This window comes from Butyrivibrio sp. YAB3001 (assembly GCF_900112195.1).
Lineage (GTDB): Bacteria > Bacillota > Clostridia > Lachnospirales > Lachnospiraceae > Butyrivibrio.
The window spans coordinates 314,556-333,242 of record NZ_FOKR01000003.1; the positions used below are offsets into that span (position 1 = coordinate 314,556).

13 protein-coding genes are annotated in these 18,687 nt (G+C 38.8%); 4 read left to right on the forward strand and 9 right to left on the reverse strand.

The window, feature by feature from the left end; translation table 11 throughout:
- Nucleotides 1-25: 25 nt before the first annotated feature.
- The 4 genes from BM086_RS04865 to BM086_RS04880 form a co-directional block, all read right to left on the reverse strand.
- Complete coding sequence (locus BM086_RS04865; RefSeq protein WP_092324254.1) at nucleotides 26-1,690, reverse strand: ATP-binding protein; 1,665 nt, start codon at nucleotides 1,688-1,690, stop codon at nucleotides 26-28.
- A 90-nt stretch (nucleotides 1,691-1,780) separates the two neighbouring features.
- Nucleotides 1,781-3,304: a vWA domain-containing protein gene (locus tag BM086_RS04870; RefSeq protein WP_092324257.1), complete on the reverse strand. Its 1,524-nt coding sequence runs from the start codon at nucleotides 3,302-3,304 to the stop codon at nucleotides 1,781-1,783.
- Between the two features lie 293 nt (nucleotides 3,305-3,597).
- Nucleotides 3,598-5,256 (reverse strand): glycosidase, encoded by a 1,659-nt coding sequence (locus BM086_RS04875; protein ID WP_092324260.1) that lies wholly within the window; start codon nucleotides 5,254-5,256, stop codon nucleotides 3,598-3,600.
- Between the two features lie 11 nt (nucleotides 5,257-5,267).
- Nucleotides 5,268-6,248, reverse strand: a complete 981-nt coding sequence (locus BM086_RS04880; protein WP_092324263.1) for an adenylylsulfate kinase — start codon at nucleotides 6,246-6,248, stop codon at nucleotides 5,268-5,270.
- Nucleotides 6,249-6,503: 255 nt separating this feature from the next.
- Here BM086_RS04880 and BM086_RS04885 point away from each other — a divergent pair, with 255 nt between their 5' ends.
- The 4 genes from BM086_RS04885 to BM086_RS04900 all read left to right on the forward strand — a co-directional run bounded on the left by BM086_RS04885 (nucleotide 6,504) and on the right by BM086_RS04900 (nucleotide 11,347).
- Nucleotides 6,504-7,529, forward strand: coding sequence for a LacI family DNA-binding transcriptional regulator (locus BM086_RS04885; RefSeq protein ID WP_092324266.1), 1,026 nt, complete (start codon nucleotides 6,504-6,506; stop codon nucleotides 7,527-7,529).
- A gap of 457 nt (nucleotides 7,530-7,986) precedes the next feature.
- A complete protein-coding gene (locus BM086_RS04890) occupies nucleotides 7,987-9,327 on the forward strand; it encodes an ABC transporter substrate-binding protein (protein WP_092324269.1) in 1,341 nt (446 codons plus the stop codon).
- 101 nt (nucleotides 9,328-9,428) lie between these two features.
- A complete protein-coding gene (locus tag BM086_RS04895) occupies nucleotides 9,429-10,478 on the forward strand; it encodes a carbohydrate ABC transporter permease (protein ID WP_092324272.1) in 1,050 nt (349 codons plus the stop codon).
- Nucleotides 10,478-11,347, forward strand: coding sequence for a carbohydrate ABC transporter permease (locus BM086_RS04900; RefSeq protein ID WP_092324275.1), 870 nt, complete (start codon nucleotides 10,478-10,480; stop codon nucleotides 11,345-11,347). Before BM086_RS04895 ends, BM086_RS04900 begins: the two co-directional genes overlap by 1 nt.
- Nucleotides 11,348-11,653: 306 nt before the next feature.
- On the opposite strand, the gene BM086_RS04905 is transcribed toward BM086_RS04900, so the two are convergent.
- The 5 genes from BM086_RS04905 to BM086_RS04925 form a co-directional block, all read right to left on the reverse strand.
- Complete coding sequence (locus BM086_RS04905; RefSeq protein ID WP_092324277.1) at nucleotides 11,654-12,964, reverse strand: sugar phosphate nucleotidyltransferase; 1,311 nt, start codon at nucleotides 12,962-12,964, stop codon at nucleotides 11,654-11,656.
- Nucleotides 12,965-12,995: 31 nt separating this feature from the next.
- Nucleotides 12,996-13,991, reverse strand: coding sequence for an SH3 domain-containing protein (locus BM086_RS04910; protein WP_092324280.1), 996 nt, complete (start codon nucleotides 13,989-13,991; stop codon nucleotides 12,996-12,998).
- A 196-nt stretch (nucleotides 13,992-14,187) separates the two neighbouring features.
- Nucleotides 14,188-14,838 carry a PilZ domain-containing protein gene (locus tag BM086_RS04915; RefSeq protein WP_092324283.1) on the reverse strand — a complete coding sequence of 217 codons (651 nt, stop codon included), beginning with the start codon at nucleotides 14,836-14,838 and terminating at the stop codon, nucleotides 14,188-14,190.
- Nucleotides 14,839-14,969: 131 nt separating this feature from the next.
- On the reverse strand, nucleotides 14,970-16,754 hold the full coding sequence (locus tag BM086_RS04920; RefSeq protein ID WP_092324285.1) for an ABC transporter ATP-binding protein: 1,785 nt from the start codon (nucleotides 16,752-16,754) through the stop codon (nucleotides 14,970-14,972).
- A gap of 22 nt (nucleotides 16,755-16,776) precedes the next feature.
- Nucleotides 16,777-18,561, reverse strand: a complete 1,785-nt coding sequence (locus BM086_RS04925) for an ABC transporter ATP-binding protein (protein WP_092324288.1) — start codon at nucleotides 18,559-18,561, stop codon at nucleotides 16,777-16,779.
- Nucleotides 18,562-18,687 lie beyond the last annotated feature (126 nt).

Below are 18,687 nucleotides of genomic sequence, written 5' to 3' on the forward strand. Positions count from 1 at the left end.
TTCAAGATTACTCAGTAAGGCAATATCATAACAACAAAGTTTCCGCCAAATCCTTTAGTTCCTGCTTCCTGTCATTAAGAAGCAGGAGCTTATTGTAGTTATAATATGCTTCATTGCCCGTTTCCCGTACAAACTTAAGACTATAGTATGCTTTGGACAGTTCAGTCAAAAATATTACCATTTCCTGGCTTCCGGAAAGTGACTGTTCATCTCCAAAGGCTTTTTCTATAAATGTAAAACTGTTGGTTAGATGTTTTCCTGTCGATTCCATATTCTCACGGCGCAGTTTTTCTCTTGTATTGAACCAGTTTTTGACAATAGCTACGCACATATCGGAATATTTTTTCTGTGATTCCTGGTCAGCTGCTCCATTATCTGCAATTTTCTCTGACAAAACACCCTCAGAAAATCTTTGCCCAATAGTTATTTCTTTCTCGCTTTCATATAATGCTGAAATCACAAGACGGCTTATTCTCTCTTCTTCTCTGCTTAGAAGCCCTGCGTCGAGTTTGTCTTCAAGTTGTTTTTCAAGAGATGACGCTTTTGTCAAAAGCATTTCTGAAAGCGTCTTATTTGCAACACCATTATTCTTATCGCTGAATCCATTTTCACAAAATCCGCTATTTTCTACTGCTTCAGTTCTTTCAGCTTTTGACAATTGTTCAATCATTTCTTTTACCAGAGAAAAAAGGGCCTTCTGAACTGCCTGCTGCTCGGCATATTGTCTGAACTCATCCATAAGTTTATCCGTAAGAAGACCGATTATGCTGAGTTTCTCGTCAAAAGAGCCATTTCTTAGCTCCTTTGTGTTCTCAGGAAATTTTCCTTCGAGTATTTCCGGAATTTTATAAAGCTCTTTATACCGATAATAAAGTTCATAGTAAGTCGCAAAATCTCTTGCTATTTCTTTATTCTGAAGGTACTGAACAGTAAGCTTCTCATCGACAGGTATTCCAAGTTTTTCATGCACTTTAATAACTCTCGATAAGTCTTCCCAGCCTCTTGCAGTGACAAAGCTTCTACCATCCGCATCCGTTTTTATGCTGTAAAAATTATCCTTTTTTATCTCAAGATATGCCATTATAGAGCCATGAACGCCCGCCTTGTAAGCATATTCTTTCCATGCATCAAAGTCCTCTTCGATATTTATCTGCCTAACCCTGTCAAGAGTTACTATATCGAAGTCTCTTACTGATTTGTTGTACTGCGGCGGATTCCCGGCTGTCACAATAATGTATCCTTCCGGTATTTTATGACTTCCAAATGTCTTATACTGTAAGAACTGAAGCATAGTAGGCGCAAGTGTTTCCGAAACGCAGTTAATCTCATCAAGGAAAAGAATACCCTCTTTTATCCCGGATTTTTCTATCTGTTCATAAACAGAAGCAATAATTTCACTCATCGTATATTCAGTAACTGAATATCTTTTTCCTCCAAAATCTTTTTCAGAAATCTTAGGAAGACCAATCGCACTCTGCCTGGTGTGATGAGTAATCGTATAGGAAACAAGGCCTATACCAAGTTCGTGGGCAATCTGCTCCATTACTGCTGTCTTTCCAATTCCGGGAGGTCCCATCATTAATATTGGGCGCTGTCTTTCAATCGGTATCTCGTATTGTCCCGCCTCATCTTTCTCAAGGTACGCTCTTACTGCATTTTTTACTTCTTCTTTTGCTTCATTTATGTTCATATTAATCTCCTGCCTTGCTTTCTCTACAATAGATATTTGTACCCAAAGTATTACCAACTTCCATATTTTACTTTTAGTCAGTTCTCTTTTTTAAATATATAACTTCATCGCCCAGTCAGGGACATTTTCATCCTCATATTCCTCATTCTTTGCAAAAATGAAGGCTGTGTCATATGACGTAGGCTTTTGTGGATAAATACCAAAACCATCTGTAAAATATAAAAGTCCCTTTAAATTATCAAATTTTTTCTCCAAAATCAGGTTGTCAACATAATCAAAAACAGGTCTGAAATCCGTTCCAAAACCTCCCTCAAGACGAATTTCAGAAGAATATTTATGCATTTCTTCTTTTGAACGGATAAAATCCGTCTTTTGCACCTGATCATCGCTTTGAATCACACAGATGCTTATCTTTTGAAAAAAGTTATCATTATCAAGAAGTATACCGGCGGTCTCATCAAGAAATCTCTGCACCAGAGAATCTTTACAGGAAGCAGAGGTATCTATGACAATCACAAGATCCTGTATCTTCTTAACTTCTCTGAATTCATTTTCCTCTATAAGCGGCATATTGCCATACTGTTCAAGGCCAAATGAGTACATCCCATAATCAAAACTATCAAGGTCAATTCCGCCTTCTTCTCGGAGCACCTTGAATTTCTGCAGAAATTCTCTGTAGTCTGTCCTTGAGGTATTATGTATCTTTAACATCCATGCTAGTTTTCCAAGTTTGTCACTATACTTTTTTCCAACAGTTTCAATCTCCGTCTGTATGCGTTTTCCTTCTTTTTCCCAGTTTTGTCTGGAATTTTCAATCTTCTGCAACCTATGTGGATTTATATACTTTGTCTTTTTCTTTTCTTTTTCCGGTAGCTTGCCACTATTATCCTGTAGATTATTCTCAGGATTCTTATCGTTAGCAGTACCATTATTATTTCCATCTTTTCTTTGATTCTCTTCATTCTGTGCTCCATCCGGCGTATTATAATCCTCATCTATAGGCGGCTTTTCTTTATCTTCATCCTTACTGTCATCGTTTACCGGTTTATCTTTTAATCTTTTCCAAAAGCCATGGTCATCAAGGGCAAATTCGCGCTCCAATTTCTCCATTTCAAAAATATCTATGACATTTGTCTCAGAAAAATAGCGATATAGCTTTTCTACAGTTAATACTTTCAGCTCTTTTTCAAGCAGTTCATACCATCTGTCCCTATAGTCTGAGGAAATACGGTAAATGCACTGATAATCCATCCCATCAAGGATTGATTCAACAACTATATCTGCGCAAATGTCATATAATCTTTCATCACTATACTTTTCAGATGTATACATATGCATAAATATGCAATGAAGAAGCATATGTATATAAGTACGGTTTAGTTTTCCCGGTTCTTCCACAAAAAGGCGAAGTACATGCGCCGGATTAAACCTGATATTTACTGCATCTGTGCCGATGCTTGTAGTAGAAAGATCCATCTCAAAGCCAAGGCTTGAAAGTGCTGCCCCCATAAATCTCATTTCTATATAGAGCTCGGTTCTTGCAGCATTCAGGATTCTTTTGCCCGTTTCCTCAAGTTCCAGTCTTTTTTCACTTCCGCTTAGATTTCTTTCCATTCGTTCGACCTGTTATTATCTATTATCTGTTTCCTTCATAAATCTTACCACAATTACAACCTATATCCACATATTCTTAGCTACATGCATATCATAAAATATAATACTCATACGCTATAAGCTCTGTCTTCATGAATAATACATAGCTTCAACAACCAACATACAACAGCGCATTTATTTTAATTGACAGATGCAATTCAAACCCTTTCACTAAACTCTTATAGAAGAAAAAAGCTGTGAAAAATGATTTCTCATTTTTCACAGCTCTTTATTAATCTTGCATCACGCCGCTCTTACTTTATCTCAAAGCTATAATCGTCAAAGTTTGCGATAAGCTGCGCTTTATTATCACCATTTGTCCAAGTAAAAGTCATGACACTTCCGTCATTTTGTATATCAAGCTTGGCATCAAATCCAAATGCCGGATTTGTATTTCTGAATCTAAGAAGTTCAAGCTGCTTCTTTACAACATCCTTTTGCATTGCAGCTTCAATCTGTTCCAATGTGAGATTAGTTCTGTTAATCTCCTTGTGACCGCCGGCACCGGCTCTCTTAACTGCTTCATGGTCGTTCTTGCCTGCAAAGAGATCCAGATACCAAATCTGTGGCTTACCCGGCATAAACATCTGTATTGCTCTTGCAAAGAGCATCTTCTTGTCATCATCACCAAGTGCGCTGTAATATGTCGCATTTACCTGATAATACATATTCTTTGCACCATGGAGATCCTTGACATATCCGCCACGTCCAACTATCGTCTGAATCATTTCCTCAATATCCTCATCTGCAAGAATTCCCTTAAGATCAAGAAGAGGAATACCATCATGGCAACCAAGCATATTTACTACACGAATTTTCTTTTCCTGAAGTTCGTTTGCCCACTTAGCAAGAATTTCACCACTCTTGTGTTCAATGGCATAAATAAGAAGTCCCGGAAGGAAGAAATCATAAGTCATATAGCCCTTATCAGCTACCACTTCATAAGTCTTTTCCCTATAACTTGCATGAATTTCAGGCAAAAGCTCAACATTAAATTCATCAGCAAGTTTTTTAACCTTTTCAAGGACATCCCATGTATCCGGCTCATTAAGGAAGTTCTTCTTGCCGGGCTCTTTGGGTGCATAAGCAAAGGCGTCAAGTCTTACTATTCTTGCGCCATATCCGGAAAGAGCCTTCAAAGTATTGCGATAGTGCTCCCAAACAAGGTCAGATTTGATATTAAGGTCCATCTGCCCAAGGTAACGCCTTCCGGATTCAAGCAGATCAATGACCGCATCCTTATATTTTTCATATCCTGTGAAATCTATCTCTGAAGGCTTTTTGCCCTCATCAAGCGCCTTGCAGATTCTCTGTGAAAGCCTTGATGCCGCAAGGTACTGAATATCAATTTTTGCCATTAAATCCTGAGCATCCGGGCGCTTATACTGTACTTCCTGATAAAATGTATTCCAATATGGAACATCTTTTCCATCAGGCATGCGCACCATAAGGATTGGAAGTCCGGGCTTTCTAAAGAACATATCCTTGATATATTCTTCTCTTGGCTGGATATAGCCTTCAGGCGTCATCTCGCCGCATCCATCCCAGAATTTGTTCCAGTTAATGAAAAAGTCTGCATATTTTGACTTTTCACCGTTCTTTATAAGATCCTGGAACTGAGGTGAAAGAACTGATGCGTGATTTAAGATGAAATCAAGTTTAAGATTGATTCCAAGCTTGTCAAGTGCTTCAAGATCCTTTGCATCAGCAAGTTCCTCGTTGATGCCATAGTCAATAACAGAGAAACCTCTGTCAAGATCTGTATTAAAGATACTTGGCAGTACATAAAAAGACTGAAAAACATCCTCAAATTCTTTTTTCTGAAGAACAGAAACAATATCTGAAAGAGTGCCACCCATGCTGTCTGGATAAGCATTTAACATTGGTCCATTATCTACAAATTTTTTACTCATCTTTACCTCACTTAAATTCCCATAAGTTTCTTGAATTCGCTATAATCAATAAGCTCGCCTGCTTTTGTGATAATGATCTTAGCCTTGTGTGCCTGATCAACAAGCTTATTCTGTTCAAGTTCAAGTACCATCATTGTAAATGGACTATCAAGCTTACCATCTCTGTTTCTTGATCTTCTGTGCTCAAGTGTTTCCTGTGGTGTGCTGTTAAGAAGAACAGGGATATCTACCTGTGACATATAGTCGCTGTTTCCATGTGTCCACTCAACAATAAGCACCTGCTTTTCTGACATATCAACTTCATCATACCAAAGGGATGCTTCATCACGGCCCATTCTCTTAAGCCAAAGCTTATCAGCGCCGTCCTTGAAGGCCTTCATTATCTGATCTACTTCATCAAAATCAGTCTCATTCGGTGTACCAAGGTAATTGTTTAATCCCTTTTCACCGCCTTCGCGATATGCTCTGAACCATGTGTCAGTCTCTTCATGTGCCTTATTTGCATCGTCTTCTGCCTCTTGCCATTTCTTTAAAACAGCCATATTCTCAGCAGACATGACACCTGCGTCAACCATTGCTCTTATTCCGCTCTCTCTATAAACATGAAGTCTTTCAGCATCATTATACATAGGAATACGATGTGGATAGTTATCGCCGGACATTGTGTAGCTTCCTATTCCTGCCTGTTCAAGCAGATATGACAGGCATGACGCAATTTCTGATTTGCCAACTCCTGATCCACCACATACAGCAATGACTGCTCGTCCGTACTCATTGTTATCAATTGTCTTTTTAAGTTCTTCAATCAGTTTAGGAAAAATAGTTTTTGCCTTGCTAACATGACTTTCTCCAATCTCGATCTTATCACCAGGCATATCTCCATGTGGGATATCTGCAGGGATATCAATTGCAGAAACCTTCTCTGCTGCACTTAAAAGCTTTTCTTTTACCAAATCGACATTTGCGCTAATCTTGCTGTAATTTGTATTCATAATTCTCCTCTTTTCTTATGATGCTAAACTTCGGTTATATTCGCATATTACATACGATATTTAGACAAGCATTTCGATAACATGACTAGTTAAAAAAGCCAAAACATGATAATGTATAAATATACATTTTAAAAAAATCATTTTTGACAACTCATTTCTCTCATGTTATTTTGTGACATATAGACAAACTATTTTTGTCGTTTGATTACAAAACATACAATAACTTTTTTTCTTTGTAAAGACCCAATTGAAAATATGATAACCATAAAAGAAATTGCAAAACAATTAAATATGAGCACCACAACGGTTTCAAACGTCATCCATGGAAAAACCGGTGAAGTATCTGATGATACCCTAAAAAAGGTCCAGGATTTTCTTGCAAAGGTTGACTATGTACCCAACATCAATGCTCGAAATCTTGCTCAGAACAAATCCAAGATAATCGGTCTTGCACTCAAAGCGCGTGCAGACAAATATGACAATCTGATCATGGACCCATTTGTTTCCGAGCTTATTGGTGGTGTTGAAGAGACTATAAGAAATGCCGGATATTTCATGATGCTGTACATCTCCAGCGATACAGTAGAGATAATGCGTCATGTTTCAACCTGGAACGTTGATGGTCTTATTCTTTTCGGTATGCTTGACGACGATGGAATCCGTGTCAGTGAAAAATACAAAAAACCAATCGTATGCATAGACACCTACAGCATTGAAGGCCTTAAGCACTTCACAAATGTGGGTCTTAATGATGAGCAGGGTTCTTATGACATCACGAATTATCTGATCAAAATGGGACATAAAAAGATAGCGTTTTTGTCAGATAACACAAATGGTGTTGACCTTGCAAGATTAAATGGCTACAAAATGGCTCTTTCAGATGCAAAGATATCTTTCAGGCAGAGCAATTTCATCAAAATCCGTCCTCGAGAGGAAGAAATACAGGAAAGTCTTCGTGAAATATGTGAGAAGGTAAAGGATTTTACAGCAATTGTCTGTGTATCCGATCTCTATGCAGTAACACTTCTGGCAGCACTTGCCGACAGAGGAATAAATGTTCCGGACGATATCTCGATAGTAGGATTTGACGATAATATGCTGGGCAAGCTCCACAGACCGGCTCTCACAACTGTCCATCAGGATATAAAAACCAAAGGCATTACCGCAGCCTCTACTCTGCTCAAACAGCTTGCAGGTGAAAAAACACCTAATCAGATTCAGCTTCCTACTCATCTTGTACTTCGCGACACTGTGAAAGACTTAAGATCTGCAGCAAAATAATCTGAACAGCAAATAGAACTTGTATAAACCATAAAAGGAATCTGCACCAAACAATAATATCAATGTGGCTGGCACATCCAATTGTCTAAGTTGACAATAAACGGATTGGCTGCCACATTTTTTTTGCTGACTATAACAATTGCTTAAACGTTTTCATTTTTTGGTGTACAGATTGAACAAAACCAACTTTTGCGCATAAGTTACCATTTTGTATATTTTAACGATTATTTGTTTATCAAAATTTAATATCTTTATAAAAATGTAATAATGTCACAAAGCTAGCATACAAGCGGCATTCACCATTTTAAACGTTCTAGGCAAAAATCTATTTTCAAAATACATCTTGTTTTTTGTGCATTTTTGTGCTATTTTGATTGTAGCGTACAACTTATGCGCAAAAGTAACCGCCACAAAACTTACGGATTGTGGCACATTGCACAAAAAGGAGGATTTTTAAATGAAAAAGAAACTCATGTCAGTTCTTTTAGCCGGAGCAATGGTTGCATCTCTTGCAGCTTGCGGCGAAACAGCAGCTGACACAACATCATCTGACAACACACAGACAACTAATGACACAACAACTAATGACACAACAACTACAACTTCTGATACAACATCATCTGATGCTACAGGTTCAGGAAGCTCAGTTCGTTTGCTCAATGGTAAGCCTGAGATTAACGATCAGCTTCAGTCTCTTGCAGCTAAGTATCAGGAAGAAACAGGCAACACACTTGTTGTTGAGACAATCGGTGGTGACACAAACGCTTCTGACGAACTTAAGAAGATGTATCAGGCTGACAACATGCCAGATATCTTCGTTATCGAAGCAAACCAGGCAGCTAACTGGGATGGAATGCTTGCAGACCTTTCCGGTGAGGAATGGACAAACAAGACTGGATTCGAACTCATTGATTCTTCAATGGGAACAATCGGATTCCCTTACACTGTAGAAGCTACTGCACTTGGTTACAATGCTGACCTTCTTGCAAAGGCTAACATCGATCCTGCTTCTCTTACATCTCCAGATGCATGGAAGGCAGCTTGCGAGACTCTTGATTCCAAGAAGGACGAGCTTGGCATCACAGCTGTATTTGGCTGGTGCGCAGAGCCTACAAACCTTGGCTGGTCATCAGGTACACACGTATTTGGTCAGTATCTTGACGCTGGTCTTAAGGCTGACGACACAACATACATCGATCTTCTTAACGATGGTGGTAAGATTGATGAATCCAGAATGAAACATTTCGCTGAGTTTATCGGAATGATGAACCAGTACTCAGATCCTGCTCTTCTTATCGACGGCACATATGACAATCAGGTAGCCGGCTTCAAGGAAGGCAAATATGTATTCATCACACAGGGTAACTGGTGTGTAACTTCTCCTGCAGATGTTAACTTCGAATGTGGATTTGCTCCTTATGCATTTGAAGATGGCATCAACACAATCATTGCAGGACCACCTTCATACTGGGTTGCATATGCAAAGGGTAATGTAGATGGTGCAAAGGCATTCTTTAACTGGTGCGCAGGCGATTCAGCTCAGAACATTCTTGTAAATGATGCTGGTCTTGTATCTCCATTTGATGATTGCACATATGAAGCTGTTAACCCATTCTATAAGAGCATGAACAGCTACATCACAGCTGGCAACTATTCAGGATGGCACACAATGCTTAAGAAAGATGGTCTTCAGAACGAGACATGTAACGTATTTGCAGACTATGCTAAGGGCAAACTTGATGCAGACGGCTTTGTATCAACAATGGCTCAGGTAATCTCTTCTTACTACGCACAGTAATATATAAACCCGCGGGCAGGGCATACATGTCCTGCCCGTTTTATTCTAAAGTCAGAGCAAAAAATTATTTCATTCACCACCTCACGAAAGGGGGATCATTTATGAGTACATTTTCTATAGGAAGAAAGGCATCGTCATTCATCTGCCTTATAGCGGGAATTGTGCTTACAATCGTTGGTTTGGGTCTGTCTATTGCCGGCACAGGAAACGTGTATAGGGGAACAATGTTCGTGTGCGGAATAATCCTTTTCTTCATAGGATTGTACTTATTCCCAACGCTTAAGCATCACCGCTCAATTATCAATTTTATATTCCTTTTCCCACTGTTATTTGCATTTATGGTAACAGTAATCATTCCGCTCATTCTCGGTATCGGTTATTCTTTTACTGACTGGAACGGTATCACAATGAAAGGCGTTGTTGGTCTTTCAAATTACACAAGAATGTTTAAGCAGCCAGCATTTCTGTGGTCTATTCTCTTAACTTTCCTGTTTGTTGTATTTAACATGATTTTAGTAAATCTTGTAGCTTTCCTGCTTGCTCTTCTCTGCACTTCCAAGATCAAAGGCTTAGGATTCTTTAGAGCAGCATACTTCCTTCCTAACCTTATCGGAGGAATCGTACTTGGTTATATCTGGCAGTTCATTTTCAGTAACGTTGTTACCAAGTTCACAGGAACCTACTCAATGCTTTCGGATACAAACACAGCGTTTGTCGCTATTATTATCGTATATATCTGGCAGTATGCAGGTTATATAATGCTTATCTACATCACCGGCCTTAACACAATCCCAGGTGACGTACTTGAGGCATCTGCCATCGATGGTGCTAACAAAATACAGACTCTTTTCAACATCAAGCTTCCTATGATAGCACCTACTATTACAATTTGTACCTTCCTTACACTTACATCTGCGTTCAAACAGTTCGATGTAAACCTTGCTCTTACAAATGGTAAAGGTTCAGTTCAGTTCCTTGGCAACTACATTGCAAACGGTACTGAAATGCTTGCACTTAATATCTACAGCACTGCAGTTATCAACAATGATTATGCGCTTGGCCAGGCTAAAGCCGTACTGTTCTTCATCATTTTGGCTTGTGTATCAATCTTACAGGTTCGCCTGTCAAATAAGAAGGAGGTGGAATTATAATGCATACCAAAGAAAAAACTTCCAGCGTTATAATAAGACTAATCATAGCAATAATCATTGCTATATACGTATTATTCCCTTTCTTCCTGTTACTTATAAATTCAGGAAAGGTTACATCTGATATTACCTCTAACCCGGTAAGCTTATCAGGTGCCAGCTTCTCACAGCTTTTGACTAACATCAAAGCTGTAATAAACGATCCAAACTTTTTATTCTGGAGTTCCTTTGGATCATCTGCAATAATCACAATCCTGTCACTTGTACTCCTCTCACTCTTTGGAGCAATGGCAGCATGGGTTATCTGCCGTAACAAGACTGTTTGGTCAGTAGTTATTTACTTTACTTTCATCGCATCAATGATCATTCCTTTCCAGGTAGTAATGCTTCCACTTATTTCTACATTCCGCGATGTTGGTAAGTTTATCGGAATCTCAATGCTTCAGTCAGTTCCGGGAATTGTATTTGCTTATCTTGGATTCGGTGGAGCAATGACAGTGTTTATCTTAAACGGATTTATTAAGGGAGTTCCTTATGATCTTGAAGAAGCAGCTTCAATTGACGGATGCTCACCGGAGCAGACATTCTTCCAGATTATTTTCCCACTCCTCACACCGGTTATTACAACTGTAACAATCCTGAATGGTATGTGGATCTGGAATGACTATCTTCTTCCTTCAATGATGCTTGGTCAGAACGGAAAAGTAATGACAATCCCAATCGCGATTCAGAAGTTCGTTGGTTCTTACGTAAAGAGCTGGGATAGAATTCTTCCTGCTGCTCTGCTTGCTATTATTCCTATGATCATCATATTCCTGATTGCTCAGAAGCAGATCATGGAAGGAATGATTGAAGGAGCTGTTAAAGGTTAATCAGTTATCAATTTATGCAAACATATTTCTGATTGATGTGCTTATACAAAAATGGATGCCCTCGGGCATCCATTTTTGATTTCAAAATAGGAATATCCTGTTACAGAACAAAGAGTTGCTTTGCAACTCTTTGCGAGCTGATGCGCGCAAGCTTTAGCTTGCATATACATCTGCGCATCAGTCGCATCCATAGCGGAGCGTTTTTTATTTCATAGGAATGCGGAGCAATTTCCTATGAAATAAAAAATGTCAGGGCTCGTATGAAACAATCCCTGACATCACATTTGAACTTTACAATATTTTATATTAGAGCGCAAACTTCTGCTTATCATCTACGCTGATTGCTGATCCCAACTGAACCTCAATAAGTTTCAATTCTGACTCAGCAATTACTGTATGCTTGCATCCAGCCTTCATTGTAACCACATCACCGGGCCTTACTGCTGTTTCTACGCCATCGATTATAGTCTTACCGGTACCGGATATTACTACCCATACCTCATCTCTGTGATTATGGCTATGATAATTCATTGAATGTCCGGCATTAAGAGTGACCTTGATTGTCATGCTCTCATTCTCAACATCTATTACTTTAAAGCTTCCCCAAGACTTATCAGCAAACATTATTTGCTGCACTATTCCGTCTACAAAAGGTTTGATATATGAGCTCTGTTCCTTATCAGAAACAAGTATTCCCTCAGGAGAAGCAGAAATAACAACATCTGTAAGTCCCATTGCAAGAACAGGCACATCCATCTCATTTACAATGTGAACACCCTTACAGTTCTCGTTCATCATACCCTTACCAACAATGTTTTCTTCCATTGCCTCTGTAAGAGTATTCCATGTACCTAAATCCTTCCATTCTCCGCCAAAGCGCATTACCTGAATCCTGGATTCTTTTTCAACAACCGCGTAGTCGAAGGATATCTTTGTAAGTGTATCATATTTATTGAAAAGATCCTGGTAATCAGTAAAATCAATTAACTCATGAGCCTTATCAAGAACATATTTAAGCTTATATGCAAAAACTCCGCCGTTCCAGAGAGCTCCCTGGCTGATATAATCCTGTGCAACTTCCACGGAAGGCTTTTCCTTAAAAGTAGCAACTTCACTTACCATGTCCTTAGATGAAGGAATAATATATCCATACTTTTCTGAAGGATATGTTGGCTCAATTCCCATAAGTACAAGATTTGCCTCACCTTTGTCAGCCTGATCCGACAATGCCTTTAAAGCTTCAAAATATTCATCCTGAACATATGGATCAACAGGGCATACAACAACAGATTCTTCCGGGCTAATACCCTTTACATCCACAAGATAAGCTGTTGCCAGCGCAATTGCAGGGAATGTGTCTCTTCTGCATGGCTCAATTGATATTCCAACATCCTGTCCAAGCTGATTATGTATAGATGATACCTGTGTTTTACTTGTTGCAATAGTCACAGTAGCATCATTATCTACCTTCTTTATCTGACGGTAAACCCTTTGAACCATAGATTCATAGGTTCCATCTTCTTTTTTGAAGATCTTAATAAACTGTTTTGAACGAATGTCATTAGACAAAGGCCACAGACGCTTTCCTGAGCCTCCTGATAAAAGAACAATATTCATTTTTTTACAATAATTCCTTTAATATTTAGATTTATACCTGCTGGCTTATAACAGCCATGTAATAAGAATATAAATTCTTATAAGTATCCTTATTATAATGAAGTCCATCTGAAGAATTAAATCCTACCTGCTGAAGGTATGAATAACTGTCGATCCAATGAACTCTTGCATCAAGGCCCTCTTTTAACGTCGAATTAAAAGATTCAATCTGTGAATTTGATACGCTCTGGCAGCTACCAACAGGTGTTACAGCAGAATAATAAACTGTAATCCCCGCATTAGTCCACTCATCAATATTATCGTTGATAAGTTTCACATACTTACTGGCATTTTTAAGATCATTGACACCAAAATTGATGATCATAGTAGTGCCATTGCCGGCATACTCAGAAATAGCAGGAATAGCTGTATTCTTGAAATAGCTGTACCCCTCTCCGACTTTGGCAATATAAGCTTTATCATTAGAACCTATAGCCATTTCTAGCTGTACTGTCCTTGAATCTCCTACAAACAAGTAAGGAACACCGGGCATATCGTCTACCACATAATCACCTCTGATAAAGCCAATAGAATCATTGTACTGAACTTCATACCATCCATTATCAGTAGCTCCGATAACAGCCACCTCAGTTCCCCATGACACCTTTCCAAGCCTGTCATAGTCTGTTCCGGCGCCTGCTCTTACATTCACCGTATCACTGGCATATTTAGCTACAACAGCATCATACTGCTGAACAGTAAATACAGTGTGTTCAGACTCTAAAGTCTGTTCCTGGACTTCAGCTGGCACGTCAGGCTCAACAACATCAGATTCTGCTGTATCAGCATAATCAAGGCTTGTTGTCATAACGGCATTACTTACGCTATTAGTAACTGTTTCAATAACAGTTTCACTTGAAAGCCCTTCCGAGGATGCATACTCTGTTTCATCCTGCAAGGAAAAGCAAATATACATACCTACAGAAAAAAATGCCGCAAACATAACTAGTATAATCAGGTTTCTCTTTTTTTCTCTATTCATATCCATATTACAGCTCCTAACTCAGAAATTTTACATTAGCCGTAACAATATGTCAAATTTTCTAGTTTTTGCAATAATTCATATTATTGTTGTCGTTTTATTATTATCGTTATTTCGTATTGCTATCACAATTAATTTTATCAAAAAAGTGGGCGCGTTTGTCACACACCCACTTCCATAAAATATAAAAAAATTATAAAAATCATACCGCTGATGTTTCTGCAAAATTAAGAAATTTTTTCTTTCTGGATTCATTCTTCTTTTCAAGAATATAATCAAGTACCACCGAATTAATATCCTCTATCTCGCAGCCAAGTGCATCTATCCCGCCAATTGAAAAGTTTCGAACTACAACTCCACCAATAACCATCTTCTTGCCCATAGAATTCTTAAGAAATTCAATCTTAATCTTGTCTCCAACCTTGCATTTGCAATTCTTATTGACCATAACAGAAAAACCTCTAAGTGATATATCATTTACAATAACACTCATGGCTATTTTCTTATTAACAATTGCATTTCCCATGATCTGAACCCTGTAACGCTCCGCTCTTCTCTGATTATCAGCAATTACAATCTCTCGTCCGTTCATTACATGGAAATTTGCTCCGGAAAAATCCACTCTGCTCAACATGTCAATCTGGAATACGTGTTTTTTGCCGGTGCATTGCTCTGTGAATTCAAAGTTTGCATTGTTGCAATAGTCAACCAATTCGCCTCCGCAAAATACCGGTGTGACCAAAACTCCTTTATCATATCTTGTAAGAATGGTGGCTTCTACGTCGAAAGTTGAGTTGTTATGAACCAGTTTAATGGTTATTTTTGTTCCCTGTGGTATATCGTAAATTTTCATGGTTGTATTATATATTAAAGCTCCATGAAAATCATTAAAAAAATATAAAAAAGTATATGGTTTTTGGCTATTTTTGATTTAAAATTTCACCATGATATAAATTTAACACTCTTTTATTTCATTCTTTTTTATCAGCTTACGAGCCCTTCCATCTGAGCAGTATACAAGTGATAGTAATCGCCTTTTTTAGCCATAAGTTCCTCATGACTTCCACACTCAGTAATTCCGCCGTCACTAATATACATGATCTTATCGCACTTTGTTATTGTAGACAGTCTGTGAGCAATAATAAAACTGGTTCGTCCGCTTAACATAGCGTCAAGTCCTTGCTGAAGAGCTTTCTCAGTCTGTACATCGATACTTGAAGTAGCCTCGTCAAGCACCAGTATTGCAGGATCAGACAAAAGAGTTCTGGCAAAAGAAATAAGCTGTTTCTGTCCCTGGGAAAGAAGCGCTCCTCTTTCCTTTACCTCGGTCCTGTAACCATTTGGCATAACTTTGATAAAGTTGTGCGCGCATACAGTCTTGCTGGCATTTCGTATCTCACATTCTGTCGCATCAAGTTTACCGTATCGAATATTATCCTCAATTGTTCCTGAAAAAATAAAGCTATCCTGCAACATAATTCCCATCTGTGAGCGAAGTGATTTTAAAGTCACTTCAGAAATATCCTGCCCATCGATCAGTATCCTGCCACTGTCCACATTGTAGAACCTTGAAATAAGGCTTACAATAGTGCTCTTTCCGGCACCCGTCGGGCCAACCAGAGCAACGCTCTCTCCTGGCTTAACACTAAATGATACATTATGAAGGATTTCTTTTCCCGGCTCATAGGAAAAAGATACGTTTTCAAAAGTAACTTCACCAACCATTTTAGGCATCTCTATCGCGCCCGGCTTATCATCAACAGTTACCGGCTCATCCATTGTCTCAAATATTCTCTCAAGATATGCCATATTATTGATAAATCCATTAAAGATATTTCCAAGGTTCATGATAGGCTGCCAGAATCTTGAAGCATAGCTTGATATAGCAACGATAGTACCAAGCGTTTCACTTCCCTGTGAAAAAATAAGAAGTCCAAACAGGAAGATTGCTGCTCTTACAAGCACTGAAATAGTATCAATTCCGGGCCATACAAGGTTACTGTAGCTTACCGCTGTCATCCAGGTCTTTCTGCAATCCCCTGAAAGTTTCTTGAAGATTTCAGCATTCTCATCTTCTCTAGCAAAAATCTGAGTTATTCTGGCTCCCACAATGTTCTCCTGAAGATATGCGTTAAGATTGGAATTCTTGTTTGACACTGCCTGCCATGCCTTACGCTGTTTGTTCTTTATCCAGAACATAAACACCATAAGGAATGGAACACCTGCCAAAACAACAAAACTAAGCTTCACATCCACAGCAAACATAAAAACAACAATAAACACCAGGTTGATTATTTCAAGCACAACATTTATAAGACCATTGCTCAAAATATCAGACACTGAGTTTACATAGTTTACTACTCTTACAAGGATTTTGCCCTGTGGTCTGTCATCATAGTATTGGAATGGCAGCTTTTGGAGATGCTTGAACAAATCTGCTCTTATCTGATATATGATGTTCTGACTGACATTAACCATTATTCTGGATCTGATAGTTGTAAATAGCGCGCTTGCAAGGTAAAAGACAGAAACGCATATTACAAGCTTGTATAATAGCGGCACATCGCCATTTGGAATTGCATCATCAAGCGCTCTCTGAACTATCATCGGGCTCACCAGCGCAGCCGCGCCACCCATAGCTGACAAAACAAGCGCCAATATCATTTTCCAGGCATGTTTTTTAATATATTCTGAAGCTCTAAGTAAATGTCGTATGTCAAAGGGTTCTTCGAGAATCTCATCTTCTCTGTAGGTATTTCTTCTAGCCATTTCTTATCTCCCTTCCTGATTCTCATGCACCTGTCTGAAGCTTTACAAGTTCAGCATAATAGCCGCCCTGTTTAATTAACTCTTCATGCGTGCCACTCTCTGTTATCTCACCATGCTGCATGATAAGAATCTGATCAGCATCCTTTGTAGTTGAAATTCTCTGCGCAATTATTATCTTTGTGCACGGGAAGTCAAGGTGCCTTAAGCTGTCCTGAATCTCTTTTTCTGTCTCTAGGTCAACTGCTGAAGTTGTATCATCCAATATCAAAATAGATGGTCTTACAGCCAGTGCTCTTGCAAGTGATATCCTCTGTTTCTGACCTCCTGACAGACCAACTCCGCGCTCGCCGACGATAGTATCGTACCCTTCAGGCATCTTGGCAATGAAATCAGATGCTGCAGAATACTTGGCAAATCTTACAACCTCTTCTTTACTGATATTGCTGTCACCGTATGCGATATTTCCATCAATCGTATCAGAATAAAGAAGCACATCCTGTGTGGCAAGTCCGATATTTTTACGAAGCTGACTGAGCTTTAGCTTGTTAACATTTACGCCATCAACAAGAATTTCTCCCTCAGTTGGTTCGTAGAACCTTGGTATAAGATGTATAAGTGAAGTTTTTCCGCATCCGGTCTCACCCATGATAGCGATAGTCTGTCCTGGTTTTGCAGTAAAAGAAATATGCTCAAGAACAGGAAGTTTAGCATCAGCATACTGGAATGAAACATTCTTAAACTCTACTTCTCCCTTAAAACGCTCTGGCTTATCAATTGCATCCTTATTATCTACAATCTCAGGCTTTGAATAATAGATTTCCATAACCTTTGCAGATGCAGCAGAAAAACGCTGGAACTCGTTCATAATATTTCCAAGCTGTCTCATAGGGTTTGCGATTGCCCAGATAAGTCCTGAAAATGCAACATATTCTCCCATTGAAAGCTTACCCTCAATTAGGAAAAGACCTCCCACAAGAAGCAAGATTACTGCAAGAAGGTTTGCCAGTGTTTCTACAAAAGGATAAAAACGCAGCCATACTTTTGCTGTCTTTTTATTTGTCTCTCTGTAATCGGTATTACAGTCGTCAAATTTTTCGAGCTCATAATCTTCTCTTGCAAACGCCTTAACAACTCTGTTACCTGCAATATTCTCCTGAGCAACAGTATTCATATATGCAAGCTTTTCACGAAGAAGTACATGCATAGGCGCAACAAGAAGCTTAAATACATAAATAATGAAGAAGATAAGCGGCGCCACAATAAGAAGGCTAAATGCCAGCTGCCAGTTCATAAGAATAAAGTAGATTGCTGTAAATGAAACCAGTGCAAAAGCTTCCACTACCATTCTCACAACCCATGCAACCATGTGCCTTACAGCATCCAGGTCACCGGTCACTCTTGTCATAAGATCTCCGGTTCTATAAGTGCTGTAAAACTTCATATCCTGTCTCTGGATCTTGTCATAAAGGAAATTACGAACTTTAAACAAAACCTCCTGAGACACTTTTTCATAGGCCATACAGTCAAGATAAACTATTATGCATCTAAAAATTGTAAGCCCCACCATAAGAGCCAAAAGCCTTAAAAATCTGTCCGGATAATTAGTAAGATTCTCTTTAGCATTTGCCCCTGTGAGAAAATTGTCGACAATTTTCCCAGAAAAAAAAGGCACTGTCAGTTGCAACATATTGTATACGACCGTGCCCACCATTGCCCAAACATACAAAACTCTGCAGCCTTCCATATTGTCCCACAGCCACTGTAGTCTGGTTCTTGGATACTTCCATTTCATATTCTTTTTGTTCATAGTCTAGTCACCCCATTGCGATTAGATGGTGTTTTGTTATCTGTGTCAATCTTGATTTTATTACCGCCAATTGCCCATTTCAACAACTATTCATGGCATTTGTTTTCCAATTTCTATCATTTATTT